20 protein-coding genes, 1 pseudogene and 1 riboswitch are annotated in these 18,911 nt (G+C 69.1%); of the genes and pseudogenes, 4 read left to right on the top strand and 17 right to left on the bottom strand.

Annotation, left to right across the window (positions count from 1 at the left end):
* The first annotated feature begins 85 nt into the window (after window positions 1-85).
* Window positions 86-1,036: an NAD-dependent epimerase/dehydratase family protein gene (locus RHOOR87_RS0114770; RefSeq protein WP_027485428.1), complete on the top strand. Its 951-nt coding sequence runs from the start codon at window positions 86-88 to the stop codon at window positions 1,034-1,036.
* Window positions 1,037-1,077: 41 nt separating this feature from the next.
* Here RHOOR87_RS0114770 and RHOOR87_RS0114765 read toward each other — a convergent pair whose 3' ends face one another.
* From RHOOR87_RS0114765 to RHOOR87_RS0114730, 8 genes are all read right to left on the bottom strand, one after another.
* Window positions 1,078-1,602, bottom strand: coding sequence for a phosphatidylglycerophosphatase A (locus RHOOR87_RS0114765; RefSeq protein WP_027485427.1), 525 nt, complete (start codon window positions 1,600-1,602; stop codon window positions 1,078-1,080).
* Window positions 1,599-2,567 carry a thiamine-phosphate kinase gene (gene thiL, locus RHOOR87_RS0114760; RefSeq protein ID WP_027485426.1) on the bottom strand — a complete coding sequence of 323 codons (969 nt, stop codon included), beginning with the start codon at window positions 2,565-2,567 and terminating at the stop codon, window positions 1,599-1,601. The genes RHOOR87_RS0114765 and thiL overlap by 4 nt, the downstream gene beginning before the upstream one ends.
* A 20-nt stretch (window positions 2,568-2,587) precedes the next feature.
* The gene (gene nusB / locus RHOOR87_RS0114755; protein WP_007507185.1) at window positions 2,588-3,040 is read right to left on the bottom strand and encodes a transcription antitermination factor NusB; all 453 of its coding nucleotides are present in this window, start codon (window positions 3,038-3,040) and stop codon (window positions 2,588-2,590) included.
* Complete coding sequence (ribE, locus tag RHOOR87_RS0114750; RefSeq protein ID WP_007507187.1) at window positions 3,040-3,501, bottom strand: 6,7-dimethyl-8-ribityllumazine synthase; 462 nt, start codon at window positions 3,499-3,501, stop codon at window positions 3,040-3,042. Before ribE ends, nusB begins: the two co-directional genes overlap by 1 nt.
* 110 nt (window positions 3,502-3,611) lie before the next feature.
* On the bottom strand, window positions 3,612-4,556 hold the full coding sequence (gene ldcA, locus RHOOR87_RS0114745) for a muramoyltetrapeptide carboxypeptidase (RefSeq protein WP_027485425.1): 945 nt from the start codon (window positions 4,554-4,556) through the stop codon (window positions 3,612-3,614).
* An 83-nt stretch (window positions 4,557-4,639) separates the two neighbouring features.
* Window positions 4,640-5,731 (bottom strand): bifunctional 3,4-dihydroxy-2-butanone-4-phosphate synthase/GTP cyclohydrolase II, encoded by a 1,092-nt coding sequence (gene ribBA, locus RHOOR87_RS0114740; RefSeq protein WP_027485424.1) that lies wholly within the window; start codon window positions 5,729-5,731, stop codon window positions 4,640-4,642.
* Between the two features lie 144 nt (window positions 5,732-5,875).
* Window positions 5,876-6,517 (bottom strand): riboflavin synthase, encoded by a 642-nt coding sequence (locus RHOOR87_RS0114735; RefSeq protein WP_027485423.1) that lies wholly within the window; start codon window positions 6,515-6,517, stop codon window positions 5,876-5,878.
* A 136-nt stretch (window positions 6,518-6,653) separates the two neighbouring features.
* Window positions 6,654-6,834, bottom strand: a riboswitch (FMN riboswitch).
* Between the two features lie 106 nt (window positions 6,835-6,940).
* Window positions 6,941-7,852, bottom strand: a complete 912-nt coding sequence (locus RHOOR87_RS0114730; protein ID WP_007507196.1) for a LysR family transcriptional regulator — start codon at window positions 7,850-7,852, stop codon at window positions 6,941-6,943.
* Between the two features lie 90 nt (window positions 7,853-7,942).
* Here RHOOR87_RS0114730 and RHOOR87_RS0114725 point away from each other — a divergent pair, with 90 nt between their 5' ends.
* A complete protein-coding gene (locus RHOOR87_RS0114725) occupies window positions 7,943-8,953 on the top strand; it encodes an NAD(P)-dependent alcohol dehydrogenase (RefSeq protein ID WP_027485422.1) in 1,011 nt (336 codons plus the stop codon).
* Window positions 8,954-9,024: 71 nt separating this feature from the next.
* On the opposite strand, the gene ribD is transcribed toward RHOOR87_RS0114725, so the two are convergent.
* From ribD to glyA, 4 genes are all read right to left on the bottom strand, one after another.
* The gene (ribD, locus tag RHOOR87_RS0114720; RefSeq protein WP_338053105.1) at window positions 9,025-10,122 is read right to left on the bottom strand and encodes a bifunctional diaminohydroxyphosphoribosylaminopyrimidine deaminase/5-amino-6-(5-phosphoribosylamino)uracil reductase RibD; all 1,098 of its coding nucleotides are present in this window, start codon (window positions 10,120-10,122) and stop codon (window positions 9,025-9,027) included.
* Between the two features lie 91 nt (window positions 10,123-10,213).
* Window positions 10,214-10,726, bottom strand: coding sequence for a transcriptional regulator NrdR (gene nrdR, locus RHOOR87_RS0114715; protein WP_007507202.1), 513 nt, complete (start codon window positions 10,724-10,726; stop codon window positions 10,214-10,216).
* A gap of 2 nt (window positions 10,727-10,728) precedes the next feature.
* Window positions 10,729-11,427 carry a CTP synthase gene (locus RHOOR87_RS0114710; RefSeq protein WP_007507205.1) on the bottom strand — a complete coding sequence of 233 codons (699 nt, stop codon included), beginning with the start codon at window positions 11,425-11,427 and terminating at the stop codon, window positions 10,729-10,731.
* Window positions 11,428-11,436: 9 nt separating this feature from the next.
* Entirely contained in the window at window positions 11,437-12,690 is a 1,254-nt protein-coding gene (glyA, locus tag RHOOR87_RS0114705; protein ID WP_015446937.1) for a serine hydroxymethyltransferase, read from the bottom strand.
* A 190-nt stretch (window positions 12,691-12,880) separates the two neighbouring features.
* Between glyA and ettA the strand changes: the two genes are divergently transcribed.
* Both ettA and pyrF read left to right on the top strand, forming a co-directional pair.
* The gene (gene ettA, locus RHOOR87_RS0114700) at window positions 12,881-14,548 is read left to right on the top strand and encodes an energy-dependent translational throttle protein EttA (protein ID WP_027485420.1); all 1,668 of its coding nucleotides are present in this window, start codon (window positions 12,881-12,883) and stop codon (window positions 14,546-14,548) included.
* A gap of 103 nt (window positions 14,549-14,651) precedes the next feature.
* The gene (gene pyrF / locus RHOOR87_RS0114695; RefSeq protein ID WP_015446935.1) at window positions 14,652-15,470 is read left to right on the top strand and encodes an orotidine-5'-phosphate decarboxylase; all 819 of its coding nucleotides are present in this window, start codon (window positions 14,652-14,654) and stop codon (window positions 15,468-15,470) included.
* A 24-nt stretch (window positions 15,471-15,494) separates the two neighbouring features.
* On the opposite strand, the gene RHOOR87_RS0114690 is transcribed toward pyrF, so the two are convergent.
* From RHOOR87_RS0114690 to RHOOR87_RS0114670, 5 genes and pseudogenes are all read right to left on the bottom strand, one after another.
* Entirely contained in the window at window positions 15,495-15,752 is a 258-nt protein-coding gene (locus tag RHOOR87_RS0114690; RefSeq protein WP_015446934.1) for a hypothetical protein, read from the bottom strand.
* 37 nt (window positions 15,753-15,789) lie between these two features.
* Complete coding sequence (locus RHOOR87_RS0114685) at window positions 15,790-16,983, bottom strand: acyltransferase (RefSeq protein ID WP_015446933.1); 1,194 nt, start codon at window positions 16,981-16,983, stop codon at window positions 15,790-15,792.
* 75 nt (window positions 16,984-17,058) lie between these two features.
* Window positions 17,059-17,307 (bottom strand): annotated as a pseudogene (locus RHOOR87_RS19305) (DUF427 domain-containing protein).
* A gap of 20 nt (window positions 17,308-17,327) precedes the next feature.
* Window positions 17,328-17,867 (bottom strand): peptide deformylase, encoded by a 540-nt coding sequence (def, locus tag RHOOR87_RS0114675; protein ID WP_007507222.1) that lies wholly within the window; start codon window positions 17,865-17,867, stop codon window positions 17,328-17,330.
* Between the two features lie 136 nt (window positions 17,868-18,003).
* Window positions 18,004-18,801 (bottom strand): DUF4197 domain-containing protein, encoded by a 798-nt coding sequence (locus RHOOR87_RS0114670; protein WP_015446932.1) that lies wholly within the window; start codon window positions 18,799-18,801, stop codon window positions 18,004-18,006.
* Window positions 18,802-18,911 lie beyond the last annotated feature (110 nt).

Genomic DNA, 18,911 nt, shown 5'->3' with positions numbered 1-18,911 from the left:
GCGCTCCTGCAGGGAAAGCGCAACCATCGCGGATTATCCTTCGTGCCCGGGGCACTCATGCCGGGTCACTTTCAAGGAGCACGCGATGAACACGGCACGCAAGGCCCTGGTACTGGGCGCCACTGGCGGTGCCGGCGGCGAGATCGCGGCGGCGCTGCTACGCCGCGGCTGGCAGGTGCGCGCCCTGATCCGGGACGCTTCCCGGCCGGGGCTGCCGGCGCAGATCGCATGGCACGCCGGCGACGCCATGCACGCTGCCGACGTGGCGCAGGCGGCGCATGGCGTCGAGGCGATCGTCCACGCGGTCAATCCGCCGGGCTACCGCAACTGGCACAAGTTGTCCCTGCCGATGCTCGAGTACACCCTCGCTGCCGCGCGCGCCACCGGCGCGCGCATCGTGCTGCCCGGCAACGTCTACAACTACGGACCGGACGCACTGCCGCTGCTGCACGAGGATTCGCCGCAGCGACCGCTGACCCGCAAGGGCGCGATCCGGGTGGCCATGGAACGCCGCCTGCAACAGGCGGCAGCCGAGGGTGTGCGCACGCTGATCCTGCGCTGCGGCGATTTCTTCGGCCCCCGTGCCAGCAGCAACTGGTTCGCGGCGATGGTGAAACCGGGACGGCCGGTGCGTGCGGTGAATTACCCAGGCGAACACGAGCTGCGCCATGCCTGGGCCTACCTGCCCGATGTCGGCGAGACCGTGGCGCGCCTGCTGGAACGGGAGAACGAACTGGCCGCGTTCGAGTGCTTCCATTTCGGCGGCCACTGGGTCGACGGCAACGCCATGGCCGACGCGATCCGGCGTGCCACCGGCCAGCCGGAGCTGCCGCTGCGGGCTTTCCCGTGGTGGCTGGTCACGCTGGCCGCACCGTTCGTCGCACTGTTCCGCGAGCTGCGCGAGATGCGTTATCTGTGGCAACTGCCGCTGCAACTGGACAACCGCAAGCTGGTGGCGCTGCTCGGAGCGGAACCCCATACGGATCTGGACCAGGCGGTCGAGGCGACACTGCGCGGGTTGGGTTGCCTGGACTGAGCCGCAGCCAAGCCGCCCCACCCCGGGCACTGACACGACCGTCAGCGCTGCAGGTACAGCCCCAGCGCCAGCACAATCGCGGCGAACGCGCCGGCGACCACATCGTCGATCATCACGCCCATGCCGCCCTTCACGCGCCGGTCCAGCCAGCGGATCGGCCACGGCTTCCACACGTCGAACAGGCGGAACAGCACGAAGCCGGTCGGCACCATCCACCACGCGAATCCGCTGGGCGGTAGCAGCGCGGGAACCAGCAACGGCAGCAGCGCGATCCACTGCCCGATGAATTCGTCCCACACCAGGCTGCGGTGGTCGGCCACGCCGAGTGCGTGGCTGGCCACGTTGCACGCCCACACGCCGATCGCGAAGCCGGCCACGATCGCCAGCAGGTAGAACGGCAGCGGCAGCCGACGCAGCAGCAGCCACGGCAGCAGCGCGGCCAGCGAACCGAACGTGCCCTGCGCCACCGGCGCCAGGCCCGAACCGAAGCCGCAGGCCAGCCAGCCGGCCGGCGTGGCCAGCAGCGCGCGCCGCTGTTCTCCGCTCAAGCTCTTCTTCGCGCTCACGCGAAATGCTCCCAGCCCGGTCGATCCACCGCCAGCCACAAGCCATCGGCGGCACGCACGCGTACGCCTTCGCCTTCCACGATGCGGCCGATCTTCGTCGCGCCACAGCCGAGCCGGGCCAGGCCGGCCTGCAGCTCGGCCACGCGAGCGGCCGGCACGGTGAAGCACAATTCGTAGTCGTCGCCGCCGCTCAGCGCGAAGTGCAGCGCGGTGCTGTCGTCGTGCAGCTCCAGCAGCGCCGACGAGCGCGGCAGCCAGGCCGCCTCGATCTCCGCACCGACGCCGCTGGACGTGCAGATATGGCCGAGGTCGGCGAGCAGGCCGTCGGAGACGTCGATGCAGGCCGTGGCCTGCCCGCGCAGCGCGGTGCCGGTGGCGAGCCGCGGCGTCGGCCGGTTCAGCCGCTCGATCAGGAAGCCGCGCAATCCGGCGCGGCCGTCGTCGTCGCGCGGCGGATGCTGCAAGGCATGCAGGCCGGCGGCAGCGTCGCCCAGCGTACCGGTGACCAGCACCGCGTCGCCGGCCCGCGCGCCGGCGCGGGTGAGCGCCTGGCCCGGCGGCACGAAGCCGTGCACGGCCACGCTGATCGTCAACGGCCCGCGGGTGGTGTCGCCACCGACCAGGGCCAGTCGCTGCGGCTGCGCCAACTTGACGAAACCTTCGGCAAAACCCTCGACGAAGGCTGCGTCCGCATTTGGCAAGGTCAGCGCCAGCAGCGCCCAGGCCGGGCTGGCACCCATCGCGGCGAGGTCGGACAGGTTCACCGCCAGCGCCTTCCAGCCGATGTCGGCCGGCGCGGTGCCGGGCGGGAAATGCACGCCCTCGACCAGGGTGTCGATCGCCACCACAAGTTCTTTCCCCGGCGGCGGCGCCAGCACCGCGGCGTCGTCGCCGATGCCCAGGCACACGTCCTCGCGCGCCTGCGCGGTAAGTTCGCGGATGCGCTCGATCAGGCGGAATTCCATGGACGGAAGCGGTCCGCTGCTCAGCGGCCGTGCTGCTTCTCGACCGCGCGCAAGTCGCCGGCCAGCTTGTCCAGCACGCCGTTGACGTAGCTGTGGCCGTGGTCGGCACCGAAGCGCTTGGTGACCTCGATCGCCTCGTTGATCACCACGCGGTACGGCACGTCGGGGCGGAACTTCAGCTCGTACGCGGCCAGCCGCAGCGCGGCACGTTCGATCGGGTCGACCTGCGCCACCTCGCGGTCGAGGTGCGGACGCAGCGCCCCGTCCAGCACATCGAGGTTCTTCTCCACGCCGTGCAGCAGGTCCTCGAAGTAGTCCAGGTCGGCCACTTCCATGTCCTGCTCGTGGCGGAACTGCTCGATCACCGCGTTCATGTGGCTGCCGCTGAGCTGCCACGCATACAGCGCCTGCAGCGCGCGGCGGCGGGCGCGCGAGCGCGCGGCCAGGTCGATGCCTTGCGGGGCGTGCTGCATCACAGCTTCCCGTACAGGTTGACCATTTCCAGTGCGGCCATGGCGGCGTCGGCGCCCTTGTTGCCGGCCTTGGTGCCGGCGCGCTCGATCGCCTGCTCGATGCTGTCGGTGGTCAGCACGCCGAACGCCACCGGCACGCCGGCATCCAGCGCGGCCTTGGCCAGGCCCTTGGCGCATTCGCCGGCGACGAAATCGAAGTGCGGGGTGGCGCCGCGGATCACCGCGCCCAGCGCGATCACCGCCACGTACTTGCCGGAACCGGCCAGCTTGTGCGCGGCCAGCGCGATCTCCCATGCACCCGGCACGCGCACCAGCTCGATCGCGTCGTCCTTCACGCCGTGGCGCAGCAGCGCGTCGCGCGCGCCAGCCACCAGCGGTTCCACGACGAAGCCGTTGAAACGGCCGGCGACGATGGCGAAGCGGCCTTTCGGAGTGGCGAAGTCGCCTTCGATGGTCTTCATTGCGGTTTCCTTGGGTGGGCGCGCGGCCCATGCAGAACAAGCATTTTACGGGTTTGGCGGAGATCCTGCCTGACGGACGCCCTCTCCTGCTCGCGGGGGAGGATCAGCGCTCAGCCGCCGGGCGTCAAATGCGGATAGCCACTGAAAGACAGTTGCGCGTTGCCTCCGGCGACCTGCAGCCGCGCCGGCGCGCCGAACGGCAGGGTGCACTTGTCCGGCTCGTGGCCGATCGGCAGGCCGCCGAGCACCGGCACGCCGCTGGCCCGGCGGATCTGCGCGAAGCTGTCGGCCAGCTCGTAGCCGTTGTCGTAGGCGCTGGGCCGGCACTGGCTGAAGTGGCCCAGCAGCAGCGCACGTTGGCGCCCCAGCACGCCGGACAGGTGCAGCTGGTACAGCATCCGCTCGATCCGGAACGGCGGCTCGCCGACGTCCTCGACGTACAGGATGCCGCCGTCGATCCCGCGCCCGTCGCTGCCGGGGAAATACGGCGTGCCGAGCAGGCTGCACAGCACCGCCAGGTTGCCGCCCCACAGCGGCCCCGCGACGTCGAGCTCGGCGTCGGGCACGGTGGCCCACTCGACCTGCGCCGAGGGGGAGCGCGCGGTGTCCCAGAACTGCCGCCAGGTGAACTCGCTGAGCGTTTCGGCGCCGAAGTCGGCGCCCAGCATCGGGCCGCTGAACGTGCACAGGCCGCTCTGCGCATGCAGCGCCAGCTGCAGCGCCGTGAAGTCGCTGTGGCCGACCAGCAGGGTATGGCTACCGCTCAGCCGTTCGCGCAGGGCGCCATAGTGCAGCTGCGCCAGCAGGCGGGTGGCGCCGTAGCCGCCGCGGATCGCCAACGCGATGTCCGGCAAGGCGTCCGCCGTGGCCAGCGCATTGAGGTCGGCGGCGCGCTCGGCGTCGCTGCCGGCGTAGCGCTGCTCGCTGCGATCGAGCACCTCCAGCCCGCTCAACACGCAACCGGCCTCGCGCAGCCGCGCCACGCCGCGCGCCATCGCGGCGCGATCGTGCGGATAGCCGGAGGGGGCGATCAGGCGGATACGGGTGTCGGGCATGGGCGGGGTCGGTGGCATGAAGACCGATTATGCGGCGATGAAGCCACCACCGCATGGCGCCGCGGTGGCGCGGGAGTGGCGAATCAAACGTACTCCACCACTTCCAGCCCGAAGCCGCCCAGGCCAACCATCTTGCGCGGGGTGCCGAGCACGCGCAGGCGGTGCACGCCGAGGTCGGCCAGGATCTGCGCGCCGAGACCAAGCTGGCGCCACTCCTGCTGCTGCGCCTCCTCCGGCGCCAGTTTGCCCGGCTGGCGGTTGAGCCGGGCTAGCAGCGCCTCGGGGGTGTCCTCGCCGGACAGCACCAGCAGCACGCCGCGATCCTCGTCGGCGATCCGGCGCAGTGCCGCGGTCACGGTGAGGCCGAGATCGTCGCGCTTCAGGTGCAGCACGTCGGACAAGGTGTTGCGCACGTGCACGCGGATGAGCGCCGGCGCGCCGTCGTTGACCTTGCCGCGCACCAGCGCGTAGTGCAGGCCGCGGCGGATCGCGTCGCGGTACGCCACCAGCCGGAACGGGCCGAACTCGGTATCCACGTCTTCCTCGTGCACGCGTTGCACGGTCTTCTCGGTTTCCAGGCGGTAGCGGATCAGCTCGGCGATGGAGCCGATCTTCAGGCCGTGCTTGCGCGCGAAGATCTCCAGCTCCGGCCGGCGCGCCATCGAGCCGTCCTCGTGCAGGATCTCGATCAGCACCGCCGACGGTTCCAGCCCGGCCAGCGCGGCCAGGTCGCAACCGGCCTCGGTGTGCCCGGCGCGGGTCAGCACGCCGCCCGGCTGGGCGGTGAGCGGGAAGATGTGGCCCGGCTGCGACAGGTCCTGCGGCTTGGCGTCCGATTTCACCGCGACCTGGATGGTGCGCGCGCGGTCATGCGCCGAGATGCCGGTGGTCACGCCCTCGGCCGCCTCGATCGAGACGGTGAAGTTGGTGTGGTAGGCCGAGGTGTTGTCGCTGACCATCGGGCGCAGGCCGAGCTGGCGCGTGCGCTGCTCGGTGAGCGTGAGGCACAGCAGGCCGCGCGCCTCGCGCACCATGAAGTTGACGTCCTCCGGCCGCACCATCTGCGCGGCCATGATCAGGTCGCCTTCGTTCTCGCGGTCCTCGTCGTCGAGGATGACGACCATGCGGCCGGCGCGGATGTCGTCGAGGATCTCGGGAATGGTGTTGAATGGCATGGCGTGTATCCGTGTGGTGGTTCCCTTCTCCCCCTTGGGAGAAGGTGCCCCGAAGGGGCGGATGAGGGTACGGGCGGAGCGAGGTATCGTGGCTTCGCGCGGACCCTCACCCCAGCCCTCTCCCGGCGGGAGATGGGCTTGCTGTCAGGCAAAGCCATGCTGCTTGAGGAACGCCTCGTCGATACGCGGCGGCTCACCCCACGACAGCAGCCGCTCGATGTAGCGGGCCACCACATCCACCTCGATGTTCACCGCGTCGCCGACGCGGCGCGCGTGGAACGCGGTGTGCTCGACCGTGTGCGGGATCAGGTTGACGCCGAAGCGATGCCCGGCGACCTCGTTGACGGTGAGGCTGGTGCCGTCGATGCAGACCGAGCCTTTCGCCACGATGTAGCGCGAGATCGCCGCCGGCACCTCGAACGTCCAGCGCTGCGAGCGTCCGTCCGGCGCGATCGACACCACCTTGCCGAGGCCGTCGACGTGGCCGGAAACCAGGTGCCCGCCGAGCCGGTCGGCCAGGCGCAGCGCTTTCTCCAGGTTCACCGGGTCGCCCGGCTTGAGCTGGCCCAGCGAGGTCAGCGACAGCGTCTCGTTGGAAACGTCGGCACTGAAACCGCGCGGTTCCAGCGTGATCGCGGTAAGGCACACGCCGGACACGGCGATCGAGTCGCCCGGCTGCACGTCGGCGAGATCGAGGTCGGCGGTATCGACGTGCAGGCGCACGTCGCCGCCACGCGGTTCGAGCCGCGCGACGCGGCCCACGGACTGGACGATGCCGGTGAACATCAGCGCACCTCCGATCGGAAGGCGGTGGGCCGTGCAAAAAAGGCGATGGATTCCATGCGTCGTTTCCCGCGTGGCGCAGCTGCGAAAAACGCCTCAAGGCATGAGGCCCGGCGCCGGGCCGCGAGGCCGTGCGCCGAACCGTCTTCGCTTTATCCGGACTGTGAGGAAGCGGTCACCCGCTGCCAACCGTCGGCTCCGGCATTCGACCGGATCTGCTGACCTTCCGGCGTGGCCGGAAGCGCTCGCGGGCTCGCCCCAAACCGTGAAAACCGGGGCCTACCGCCGGTGGGGAATTTCGCCCCGCCCTGAAGACGTCGTGTCATGCCGGCTGACCGGCGCCGGAAGTCTAGCACCATCACCGGCCGGAGCCGGCGGCAGGACGGGAAACAGCGTTCCGCCCCGTGCACGATCGCGGCCACACCCTCACTGCACCGTCAGCGCCGTGGCCAGGTGGTCGATCAGGGCCCGCAGCGCCGGCGTGCGGTCCGCCCCGGGCAGCCACAGCAGGTGCACCGGGAACGCCGGCAGCTGCCATCGCGGCAGCAGCTCGACCATGCGGCCTTCGGCAACCAGCGCGTCGGCCATGTAGTTACCCTGCAGGCCGATGCCCACGCCGGCCAGTATCGCGTCGCGGATCGCCTGCGCATCGTTGCAGCTCAGCACCGGCTCGATGCGTACCGCGCGCCGCTGGCGCTGCCGGCTGAACGACCACAGCGTGCCGCGGCGGTAACCGGTGAAGGTGATGCAGCGGTGCGCCTTGAGGTCGGCCGGGTCGCGCAGCGGCGGCGCCGAGGCCAGGTAACCGGGCGAGGCGCAGGGATACAGGCGCATCGTGCCGGCCCGGCGCGCCACCAGTTGCACATCGGCCAGGTGCCCCAGCCGCACGGCCAGATCCACCCTGCCGGACACCATGTCGACGTAGGTATCGTCGTATACCGCGTCGATGCGCACGCCGGGGTGTTCGCGCATGAAAGCGGCCAGCAGCGGGGCCATGCGATAGCGACCGAAGCTGGCCGGCAGGTGCACGCAGAGGCGGCCGCCCAGTTCGCCATCGGGCGGGCGCAGGTCGGCGGCCAACTCGGCCATCACCGTTTCCATGCGCTGCCATTGCGTCAGCAACTGCTCGCCGCGCGCGGTCAGCGCCATGCGCCGGGTGGTGCGCAAAAACAGCCGCGCACCGACCGCCTCCTCCAGTGTCGCGATGCGCCGGCTCAGTACCGACGGCGTGCAGCCCACCTCCAGCGCCGCGCGCGAGAAGTTGAGCCGTCGCGCGGCCGCCGCAAACGCGCGCAGTTCGCGCAGACGGGCGGGCGTGAGGTCGAATGATTGATTCATTCAGCGAACAGAAGATTATCCATTTGTGTGGATTATCACCGAACGGCGACGGCGGGACCATGCCCACCTTCCCACCACGGAGTCGCCCCCATGCGCGCCATCCAGCTTTCCGCCTTCGGCCTGGACCATCTCGAATCGACCGACCTGCCCGCCCCGCGCCCCGGCCCGAAGGAGGTGTTGGTGCGCATGGAAGCGGCCTCGCTGAACTTCCGCGACCGCATGCTGGTCGACGGTCAGCTCTATCGTGGCGTGCGGCTGCCGATCGTGCCGGTGTCCGACGGTGCCGGCACGGTGCAGGAAGTGGGCGAGGCGGTGACCCGCTTCAAGCCCGGTGACCGCGTCACCACGTTCTACAAGTCGCGCTGGATCGCCGGCGCCATGCGGCCGGAATGGGAAGGCGCCGAGATCGGCGGGCCCGAGCCCGGGGTGATGCGCGAGCTGGCCTGCTTCGACGAGTACTCGCTGGCACGTGCGCCTGCCCGGTTCTCTGCCGTGCAGGCGGCCACGCTGCCGATCGCCGCGCTCACCGCCTGGCAGGCGCTGGAGATGGCCCGCGTGACCAGTGGGCAGACCGTGCTGCTGCTGGGCACCGGCGGCGTGTCGCTGTTCGCGCTGCAGTTCGCGCGGTTGCGGGGCGCACAGGCGATCGTGCTGTCGTCCAGCGACGACAAGCTCGAACGCGCTACGGCGCTGGGCGCGAACGTCGGCATCAACTACGCGAAGCACCCGCAGTGGGGTGCGCTGGTACGCGAGGCGAGCGGCGGCGCGGGAGTCGACCTGGTCGTCGAGACGATCGGCGCGGCCACGCTGGCGCAATCGCTGCAGGCCGTGCGCATGCACGGCGTCGTCGCCGTGCTCGGCTGGCTCGGCGGCAACGAGGCGACGCTGCCGCTGACCCCAATGGTGCTCAAGCGCGTGCGCCTGCAGGGCCTGTCGGTGGCATCGCTGGAAGCCCACGAGCGGATGGTGGCCGCCATCGAGGCTGGCGGGCTGGAGCCGGTGATCGACCACGTCTACGGCTTCGGCCAGCTGCGCGAGGCCTTCGAGCAGCTCGGCGCCGGCCGCCACTTCGGCAAGCTTGCGATCGACTTCACGCGCTGAGCATTCGTCCACGCGCGATTGCCCGGCGGCTTGCGCCGCCGCGTGCGCCCGCATGGCAGCGATGCGGCGGATCAGCCCGGGCGCAATCGCAGGCGGATATCCGCGCCCAGCATGCGCTGGTCGATCACCTGCAAGCGCCAGCGCGCAGCCATGTCGGCCAGCGGCGGCAGCTGCAGCAGTGCCCGCGCTCGATCACCCAGCAGCAGCGGAGCCACGTAGAGCAGCAGTTCGTCGACCAGGCCGGCGGCGAACAGGGCGCCACCCAGGGTCGGGCCGGCCTCCACGTGAACCTCGTTGCAGCCGCGCCCGCCCAGCAGGGCCAGCACGGTGCGCAGGTCGAGCGCATCGCCCGGCGTGGGCAGCGCCACCCGCTCGACCCGCTCGAAGCGGTCGTCGCTGCAGGTCGCCGCCGCGCCATGCAGCAGCAACGTCGGCGCCGAACCGTCCAGCACGCGGCTGCCGGCCGGCGTGCGCAACTGGCGGTCGAAGACCACCCGCAGCGGCGGCGCGAACTCTTCGCCGTCGGGCAACCGCACGGTGAGGTGCGGGTTGTCGGCCAGTACGGTGCCGCTGCCGGTGAGGACGGCACTTGAACGCGCACGCCAGCGTTGCACGTCGGCGCGCGCGGCTTCGCCGGTGATCCACTTCGATTCGCCGCTGGCCAGCGCGGTGCGGCCGTCCAGGCTCATCGCCAGCTTCAGCCGCACGAACGGGCGCCCGCGCTCGATCCGGCTGAAGAAACCGACGTTCAGCGCGCGCGCCGCTTCGCGCATCAGGCCCGATGCGACCGTGATGCCGGCATCGCGCAGCTTGCCGATGCCGCGGCCGTCGACTTGCGGGAACGTGTCCTCCGCCGCGACGACCACCCGCCCGACGCCGGCGGCGATCAGCGCGTCGGCGCACGGCGGCGTGCGCCCGTGGTGCGCGCACGGCTCCAGCGTCACGTAGGCGGTGGCGCCGCGCGCCCGTTCGCCCGCCTCGCGCAGCGCGAACACTTCCGCGTGCGGCTCGCCGGCGCGCCGATGAAAGCCGGTGCCGACCACCGCGTCGCCATGCGCGATCACGCAGCCCACGCGCGGGTTCGGCTGGGTGGTGTACAGGCCGCGCTCGGCGAGGCGCAAGGCATGCGCCATGTGGAGATGATCGGTCGCCGAGAAAGTGGCGGTCACGCCGCCGTGCCTTGGCAGGAGCGCACCCCGTGCGTGAGGCTCTTCGTCACGCGACGGAAAGCATCGCGCACGGAGTGCGCTCCTGCCATCGTCATTTGCCTGCCCGCTTGCCGCCGCCGAGCAGGGGCAACTGCAGGTCGGCCAGCCCCGGCAGGTCGCGCTCCAGCTTCTCGATCTCCTCGCGGAAGGCGTGCACGTCCTCGAACTTGCGGTAGACCGAGGCGAAGCGCACGTAGGCGACCTGGTCGAGCTTCTTCAGCTCGCGCATCACCAGCTCGCCGACCTGGCGCGACGGCACCTCGCGCTCGCTGCTGCGGCGCAGGTCGTTGACGATGGCGCGCACCGCGGCGTCTACCGCATCGCTGGCCACCGGGCGCTTCTGCAGTGCGCGCTCGAAACTCACCCTGAGCTTGCGCTCGTCGAACATCTCGCGCCGCTCGCCGCTCTTCACGATCGCCGGCAGTTTCAGCTCGGCCGTCTCGAACGTGTTGAAGCGCTCGCCGCACTGCTCGCACTCGCGCCGACGACGCACGCTGCTGCCGTCCTCGGTCAGCCGCGAGTCGATCACGCGGGTGTCTTCGTGCTGGCAGAAGGGGCAATGCATGGTCAGTAAGTGTCGGCCATCACCTGCACGAAAGCACGCACCGCCGGCGGCACCCGTCCCTGCAGGGCGCCCCGCTCATGCTGGAACAGGGTGGCGACAAAAAACGGGTGGTCCTCCAGTTCGATGCCGCGAACCTCGCCGGCGGCGTCCACGGCACAGATTCGCAGCGGACCATCCGCAAGCGCCTCCCGGAAATCGGGACTCAAGCCGTAGCTGCAGTGATAGCCCTCGGCGATCGCCTTCGCACCATAGGCCAGCGCCAGCCGGGAGCCCTCGACCAGACGTACGGCATCGGTCACCTCGACCAGCGTGCACGGCAGCGGCACGATCACCTGGCGGCGGGCTTGCGGTGCCGTCTCGGCATGCTCGGCGTCGGCCCAGCCAAGCACGTTGCGCGCATATTCGATCACGGCATGCTGGAAGCCGCCGCAGGTGCCCAGGAACGGGACGTGCCGCTCGCGCGCCACGCGGATCGCGGCGAGCGCGCCTTCTGCACTGCGATACGGACTGGCCGGAACGCACCAGAGTCCGTCGAACTCCGCCAGCGCGGCGCCGTCGCCGACCTGGTCGGTCGGTATCCAGATCGGCTCGACCGTCACGCCGCAGGCAGCGGCCGCCATGTCCAACGCCACGGGAATGGCACGATGGGCGACCACCTCATCGTTGTGATCGCCGATCAGCCCGACCTGCAGGGCGTGCATGCCGGTGGCTCAGCCGTAGACCGGGAACTTCTGGCACTGCGCCGTGACGTTCCCGCGCACGCGGGCGATCACCGCCTCGTCGGCTGGCGCGTCCAGCACGTCGCAGATCCAGTTCGCCAGTTCGGTCACGTCCGCTTCCCGGTAGCCGCGGGTGGTGACGGCCGGGGTGCCGACGCGCAGGCCGGAGGTGACGAACGGCTTGCGCGGGTCGTTCGGCACGGCGTTCTTGTTGACCGTGATGTGCGCCTTGCCCAGCGCTTCCTCGGCGGCCTTGCCGGTGACCTCGCGGCCGATCAGGTCGACCAGCATCAGGTGGTTCTCGGTGCCGCCGGAGACGATCTTGTAGCCGCGCGCGATGAAGGTCTTCGCCATCGCCTTGGCGTTCTTCACCACCTGGGTCTGGTAGGTGGTGAACGCGGGCTCCAGCGCTTCCTTGAACGCCACCGCCTTGGCCGCGATCACGTGCATCAGCGGGCCACCCTGGATACCGGGGAACACGATCGACTGCAGCTTCTTCTCGATCTCCTCGCCCGCCCCCTTCGCCACGATGATGCCGCCGCGCGGGCCGCGCAGCGTCTTGTGGGTGGTCGAGGTGACCACGTGCGCGTGCGGCAGCGGGCTGGGGTACACGCCGGCGGCGACCAGGCCGGCGACGTGGGCCATGTCGACGAAGAACAGCGCGCCGACCGAATCGGCGATCCGGCGCATGCGCGCCCAGTCGACCACCTGCGAGTAGGCGCTGAAGCCGCCGACCAGCATCTTCGGCCGGTGCTCGGTGGCCAGGCGTTGCACTTCGTCGTAGTCGATCAGGCCGTTCCCGTCGACGCCGTACTGCACCGCGTTGAACAGCTTGCCGCTGATGTTGACCTTGGCGCCGTGGGTGAGATGGCCGCCATGGGCGAGCGACATGCCCAGGATGGTGTCACCCGGCTGCAGTAGCGCCAGATACACCGCCTGGTTCGCCTGCGAGCCGGAGTGCGGCTGCACGTTGGCGTAGTCGCAGTCGAACAGCTGCTTCAGCCGCTCGATCGCCAGCGTCTCGGCGACGTCCACGTATTCGCAGCCGCCGTAGTAGCGCTTGCCCGGGTAGCCCTCGGCGTACTTGTTGGTCAGCTTGGAGCCCTGCGCTTCCATCACCCGCGGGCTGGCATAGTTCTCCGAGGCGATCAGCTCGACGTGATCCTCCTGGCGCCGGCCTTCATCGGCGATGGCCTTGGCCAGTTCGTCGTCGTAACCGGCAATCGTGCAGTCCTTGGGGAACATTCTGGCCTCGGCAATTGGCAAGCGGGATTAGCCGGAAAGTGTAGCGCCGCCGGGCGTTTGCGGCCACCGCCGGGCGGATCCGGGCGGTGGCATCGGCGCGATGTCACAACCCGCTATAATGCGCGGTTTGACGAATTCCCCTTTCCGTGCCGACCCTGCAGGCGGTGCGGCGCACGCCTTCGGAGGTTGCATGAGCTCGCAGTACATCTACACCATGAACGGGGTCAGCAAGATCGTCCCGCCGAAGCGCCAGATCATCAAGGACATCTCGCTCAGCTTCTTCCCCGGCGCCAAGATCGGCCTGCTCGGCGTCAACGGCGCGGGCAAGTCCACCGTGCTGAAGATCATGGCCGGCGTGGACACCGACTTCCAGGGCGAGGCGCGTGCGCAGCCGGGCACCAAGATCGGCTACCTGGCGCAGGAGCCTAACCTGGATCCGGAAAAGACCGTGCGCGAAGTGGTCGAGGAAGGCGTGGCCGAAATCCTCGACGCGCAGAAGCGGCTGGAGGAGGTCTACGCCGCCTATGCCGAGGAAGGCGCCGACTTCGACGCACTGGCCAAGGAGCAGGAGAAGCTGGAAAACCTGCTCGCCGCGAACGACGCGCATGCGCTGGAGCGTCAGCTGGAAGTCGCCGCCGACGCGCTGCGTCTGCCGCCGTGGGACGCGAAGATCGGCCCGCTGTCCGGTGGCGAGAAGCGCCGCGTGGCGCTGTGCCGCCTGCTGCTGTCCAAGCCGGACATGCTGCTGCTGGACGAGCCCACCAACCATCTGGACGCCGAGTCGGTGGACTGGCTGGAAAAATTCCTGCACGACTATCCCGGCACCGTGGTGGCGGTCACCCATGACCGCTACTTCCTCGACAACGCCGCCGAGTGGATCCTCGAACTCGACCGCGGCCGCGGCATTCCGTGGAAGGGCAACTACACCGAATGGCTGGAGCAGAAGGACGCCCGCCTGAAGCAGGAAGCGAACCAGGAGAAGTCGCGCCAGAAGGCCATCGCGAAGGAGCTGGAGTGGGTACGCTCGGCCGCCAAGGGCCGCCAGTCCAAGGGCAAGGCCCGCCTGGCCCGCTTCGAGGAGCTGAACTCGGTCGACTACCAGCGCCGCAACGAGACCAACGAGATCTTCATCCCGCCGGGCGAACGGCTGGGCCAGGAAGTGATCGAGTTCAAGCACGTGACCAAGTCGTTCGGCGACCGCGTGCTGATCGAGAACCTGTCGTTCAAGGTGCCGCCGGGCGCCATCATCGGCGTGATCGGTCCGAACGGCGCCGGCAAATCCACCCTGATGAAGATGATCATGGGCAAGGAAACGCCGGACTCCGGCGAGGTGAAGCTCGGCCACACCACCAAGCTGGCGTATGTCGACCAGTCGCGCGACGCGCTCGACCCGAAGAACAACGTGTGGCAGGAAGTGTCCGGCGGTTCGGACATCCTCACCATCGGCAACTTCGAGATCCAGTCGCGCGCCTACATCGGCCGCTTCAACTTCAAGGGCACCGACCAGCAGAAGATCGTCGGCAGCCTGTCCGGCGGCGAGCGCGGCCGCCTGCACATGGCCAAGACCCTGCTGCAGGGCGGCAACGTGCTGCTGCTCGACGAGCCGTCCAACGACCTGGACGTGGAAACCCTGCGCGCGCTGGAAGACGCCCTGCTCGAATTCCCCGGCTCGGCGATCGTGATCTCGCATGACCGCTGGTTCCTCGACCGCATCGCCACCCACATCATCGCGTTCGAGGGCGACTCGCACGTGGAGTTCTTCCCCGGCAACTACAACGAGTACGAGGCCGACAAGAAGCGCCGCCTCGGCGAGGAAGGGGCGCGACCGCATCGGGTGAAATACAAGAAGCTGGCCTGAAGGCGGGAGTGAGTGAAGAGATGTGAGGAGTGAGAGAAAGCACGAGCTCACACCCACTCTCCTTTCTCACTCCTCTTCGCTCACTCCTCAATCGGGGACCACGATGCACTTCATGCAATCCCTGCAGCAGGCCTGGACCCGCAACCACTCGCTGGTCTGCGTCGGCCTCGATCCGGAACCGGCGAAATTTCCCGCGCAGCTGCGTGATGCGCCCGACGCGGTGTTCGATTTCTGCCGCGCCATCGTCGACGCCACCGCCGACCTGGTCTGCGCGTTCAAGCCGCAGATCGCGCACTTCGCCGCGCTGCGCGCCGAGGACACGCTGGAACGGCTGATCGCGCACATCCACGCGGAACATCCCGGCGTGCCGGTGATCCTCGACGCCAAGCGCGGCGACATCGGCAGCACGGCGCAGCACTACGCCCGCGAGGCGTTCGAGCGCTACCAGGCCGACGCGGTGACGCTGAACCCGTACCTCGGACGCGACTCGATCCAGCCGTTCCTCGACCGCGCGGACAAGGGCGTGATCCTGCTCTGCCGCACCTCCAATCCCGGCGGCGCGGATTTCCAGGCGCTGGATTGCGGCGGCCAGCCGCTGTACCTGCGCGTGGCCGAGACGGTCGCACGCGAGTGGAACGGCCACGGCAACTGCGCGCTGGTCACCGGCGCCACCTGGCCGCAGGAACTGGGCAAGGTGCGCGCGGTGGTCGGCGAGATGCCGCTGCTGGTGCCCGGCATCGGCGCCCAGGGCGGCGACGTAGAGGCGGTGCTGCGCCACGGTCGCAATGCCGATGGCACGGGCCTGCTGATCAGCTCGTCGCGCGCGATCCTCTATGCCGGCCACGGCGAGAGTTTCGCCGCGGCCGCGCGCGCCGCTGCCAGCGAATTGCGCGACACCATCAATCGCTGCCGGCAGGCCTGAGCGCGTCGCGCTCCGGCGCCACGGTCAACCCGTCGCCGTCTTCGCCGCCTGCAGCGCCTTCGTCTTCAGGTCCAGCGTATCGGCCGCATCCAGCAGCGCACGCGCAAAGCTGCGCACCTCGGCAGGGCGCAAGGCATACCAGTGGCCGCTCTTGCCGGCCTCATCCACCTTGCGGCCCGCACGGGACATGCAATGCGGCCGGAAGATCACCATGCCGGTCAGCGCCTCCGAGCTGATGTCCGCCGAGACGATCTGCATGTGCGTTTCATCTTCTTTCTTCACCGAACTTCTCCCGGGCGGATATCCGTCCTCACGCAGCTTACGCTACAGGGAGTTCAGCGGTTGTTGGCCGTGCGGCGCCGGCCGGTTTCCACAGACATCGCCGCAGCCAGCGCTCGCACGGCGTGGACAGCCAACGCTCCACCACCGCACCCAGCAGCCAGCACAAGCCCAGTGCCGGCAGGTACCACAACCAGCCGTGGGCCGGGTCACCGCCCCAGGCGCGGTACGCGCGCACCACCGCAAACACCGCGAACATGTGGGTCAGGTAGATCTCGTAGCTCAGGCGGCCCCAACTGCGCAGCCAACCGAAACCGGGCAAGGACAGTGCCGCGCCGCCGTCGGTGCGCCAGCGGCAGCACAGCACCAGGCACAGCGACGACAATGTGAGCACCAGCATGTAGCCGTCGCGCAGCCAGTGCCACAGCGCGCCCCCGTCCAGCAGCACCGCACCCAGCCCCGTCGCGCCGAACCAGCCCAGCATCACGACGGTACGCCGTGGCGGTCGCCAGGCATCGGCCAGCAGCGCACCCAGCACACCGATCGCAATCGCCGACATGCCGGGCAGATAGGCCTTCTCTTGCCAGATCTCGTTGCCGCGCAAGGCGGCATGCGTCCACGGCATCGATAGCGCAAGCAGGGCCAGCCACGGCACCAGCACCCTACGTCGCCGCGTGAGCAGACACACCAGCGGAAAGCCGAGGTAGAACACTTCCTCGATCGACAGCGACCACAGCACGTCCCAGTTGCCCGGCAGGTAGCCTGTCTGTCCCTCGTACCAGTTCAGGTGCAGACCGAGCGCCGCGAAGATCGCACGCGGCAGCGACTGGTTGGCGTGGATGATCGTGTAATCGCGCACGCCGGCCAGGTGCAGCACGCTCAGCACCGCCACCAGCGCCAGCAGGCACGGCACGATGCGGGCGAAACGCCGCGCATAGAATGCGCGCAGGTCGATCTTTTCCAGACTCCCCCAGCGGCGCAGCGCGTTGCCCGAGATCAGGAATCCCGAGATCACGAAGAACACGAACACGGCCTCGTAGCCGTTGTAGTTCAGCCGGCTCAGCAGCCACGCCGGCAGCACGTCGGTCAATGCGGTCTTTTTCAGCGGAATGCGCAGGCCGAGATGGTTGAACACCACCAGCACGATCGCCAAGCCGCGCAACAGATCGATGCCGGGATTGCGGGTGCCTATCGCCGGCACGGCGTTCGCGGAAGTGGCTGGTACGGTCTGCATGGATGAGGTCGCACTGGAACAATGTGTCGCATCATCGACGAGCGCCGCGCCACCAGCAACGGCCGGCTCAGGCGATCACATCGACGCCTTCCAGAAGGCGACGCGACCGGCGATCCGTGCGGCGGCGCGCCTGGGCTGCGGGTAGTACCTGGCCGCCTGTGCGTTCACCACGTCGCCGACGATCACGTCGTAGTAGCTGGCCACACCCTTTCACGGACACACGCTGTGATGTTCGCTTTCGCGAAAGTGCCCGCGCCGCAACGATGCGGCCGGGAAATGGTGGTTGCCTTCGACGAGAACGGTATCGTCGCTTTCGGCGGGCACGGTATCGTTCCAGATGGCCTTCACCAATCGTCTGCCAATTCTTGCCCCGGAAACAGCACCTCGGTATAGCCGAACTTGCTGAAGTCGGTGATGCGCGACGGGTACAGCCGGCCGATCAGGTGGTCGCACTCGTGCTGCACCACACGGGCGTGGAAGCCTTCTGCACGACGATCGATGCGTGCGCCCTGCGGGTCGATGCCTTCGTAGCGGATCAGCGTGTAGCGGTTCACCGCGCCGCGCAGGCCGGGCACGGACAGGCAGCCTTCCCAGCCTTCCTCCATGTCCTGCGAGAGCGGCGTGATCACTGGGTTGAGCAGGATCGTGCGCGGTACCTCGGGCGCATCGGGATAGCGCTCGGAATGCTCGAAGCCGAAGATCACCAGCTGCAGGTCGACACCGATCTGCGGTGCGGCCAGGCCGACCCCATCGGCGGCCTGCATGGTCTCGAACATGTCGGCGATCAGCGCATCGAGTTCCGCGCTGCCCAGCATCGCCGCGGGCACCAGCGGCGCGATGCGCAGCAGGCGTGGATCACCCATTTTCAGGATTTCACGGATCATGCAGGCCTCGTGGCGGAACGCTGTTGCCTGTCGAACTGTGGTCGATGCAGTCCCAATGCAAGCGGTGCTCCCCGGCGCCTCAACGGCAAAGCGCCGGGCAAAGCCTCGTGCGGATTGGTTGAACCCGCAAGCGGGTTCAACCGCCGAACACTTTCTTCAGCAGGTCGGTGGTGCGGGCGCCCGGGTTGTGGCGGATCGACTGCTCCTGCTCGCCGATGGTGGTGAACAGGCCGTCCAGGGTCTTCGCCGTCACGTAGTCGTCCAGGTCCAGCGGACTGCCGCCCTTGTTCGATTTGCCCGACTTGCCGCCGAGCGCGCCCAGCGCGTTGCCCAGTTCGCCGCCCATGCCGCCGGCGGTGAACGCCTTGTACTTCTGGGTGACGCCGACGCTGTCGGTGGCCTTGGCCACGATCGGATGGATGCGCGCGGTCAGCGCATCGCCGGCCACGCGGCGGAAGAAATCGGTGGCCGCGTGATCGCCGCCGGCGAGGATGCCGCGCGCGTCTTCCAGGGTCATCTTGCGGATCGCATCGCCGAAGATCTCGGCCACCTGCGGCACCGCCTTCTCCGCCGCCCGGTTCATGCTCAGCTCGAACGCGTCGACCTTGGCGCCCTGCCCCAGCTGGCGCGCCAGCTTGCCCGCCTGCTCGAGCTTGCCCGGCAGCGGAATGCGCACCTTGGCGTTGTTCCAGAAGCCGCCGTCGCGGCCGAGGCTGTTGATCGCGTTGGTGGTGCCCTTGGCCAGCGCCTCCTTGAGTCCGGCGGCGATGTCGCTGGTCGGCAAATTGCTGCCGAGCTGCGAATTGGACGCATGCGTCGACTGTTTGACCTTGTTCAGCAGATCCTTGAACTGGCCCGAGCCGGCGGCCGTCAGCGGCAGCGCGGCGACCGTGAGGGCGAGGCTCAGCAAACCGTAGCGAACCGCGATGCGCATGACGAATTCCTTGTGGTCGGCAAGGCGGCCAGTGTAGCGCTGCCGCCTCTTCGCGGCGTGACGAAGCGGACTTGGTTATTCGACCAAAGGCTAATACCGGTTGGCCGGTT

It is taken from the genome of Rhodanobacter sp. OR87 (assembly GCF_000473345.1).
Taxonomy (GTDB): domain Bacteria; phylum Pseudomonadota; class Gammaproteobacteria; order Xanthomonadales; family Rhodanobacteraceae; genus Rhodanobacter; species Rhodanobacter denitrificans.
The sequence above is the reverse complement of the archived record's forward strand: the minus strand, read 5'-3'. Positions and strand labels throughout refer to the sequence as shown.

Excerpts from the sequence above, each read along its gene's own strand:
- ettA (WP_027485420.1), top strand. The coding sequence starts at position 12,881 with ATGAGCTCGCAGTACATCTACACCATGAACGGGGTCAGCAAGATCGTC.
- RHOOR87_RS0114670 (WP_015446932.1), bottom strand. The coding sequence starts at position 18,801 with ATGCGCATCGCGGTTCGCTACGGTTTGCTGAGCCTCGCCCTCACGGTC.
- ribE (WP_007507187.1), bottom strand. The coding sequence starts at position 3,501 with ATGAAGACCATCGAAGGCGACTTCGCCACTCCGAAAGGCCGCTTCGCC.
- glyA (WP_015446937.1), bottom strand. The coding sequence starts at position 12,690 with ATGTTCCCCAAGGACTGCACGATTGCCGGTTACGACGACGAACTGGCC.
- RHOOR87_RS0114685 (WP_015446933.1), bottom strand. The coding sequence starts at position 16,983 with ATGCAGACCGTACCAGCCACTTCCGCGAACGCCGTGCCGGCGATAGGC.
- ldcA (WP_027485425.1), bottom strand. The coding sequence starts at position 4,556 with ATGCCCGACACCCGTATCCGCCTGATCGCCCCCTCCGGCTATCCGCAC.
- thiL (WP_027485426.1), bottom strand. The coding sequence starts at position 2,567 with ATGGAATTCCGCCTGATCGAGCGCATCCGCGAACTTACCGCGCAGGCG.
- pyrF (WP_015446935.1), top strand. The coding sequence starts at position 14,652 with ATGCACTTCATGCAATCCCTGCAGCAGGCCTGGACCCGCAACCACTCG.
- RHOOR87_RS0114735 (WP_027485423.1), bottom strand. The coding sequence starts at position 6,517 with ATGTTCACCGGCATCGTCCAGTCCGTGGGCCGCGTCGCGCGGCTCGAA.
- nrdR (WP_007507202.1), bottom strand. The coding sequence starts at position 10,726 with ATGCATTGCCCCTTCTGCCAGCACGAAGACACCCGCGTGATCGACTCG.
- RHOOR87_RS0114710 (WP_007507205.1), bottom strand. The coding sequence starts at position 11,427 with ATGCACGCCCTGCAGGTCGGGCTGATCGGCGATCACAACGATGAGGTG.
- def (WP_007507222.1), bottom strand. The coding sequence starts at position 17,867 with ATGATCCGTGAAATCCTGAAAATGGGTGATCCACGCCTGCTGCGCATC.
- ribBA (WP_027485424.1), bottom strand. The coding sequence starts at position 5,731 with ATGCCATTCAACACCATTCCCGAGATCCTCGACGACATCCGCGCCGGC.
- nusB (WP_007507185.1), bottom strand. The coding sequence starts at position 3,040 with ATGCAGCACGCCCCGCAAGGCATCGACCTGGCCGCGCGCTCGCGCGCC.
- RHOOR87_RS0114725 (WP_027485422.1), top strand. The coding sequence starts at position 7,943 with ATGCGCGCCATCCAGCTTTCCGCCTTCGGCCTGGACCATCTCGAATCG.
- RHOOR87_RS0114730 (WP_007507196.1), bottom strand. The coding sequence starts at position 7,852 with ATGAATCAATCATTCGACCTCACGCCCGCCCGTCTGCGCGAACTGCGC.
- RHOOR87_RS0114770 (WP_027485428.1), top strand. The coding sequence starts at position 86 with ATGAACACGGCACGCAAGGCCCTGGTACTGGGCGCCACTGGCGGTGCC.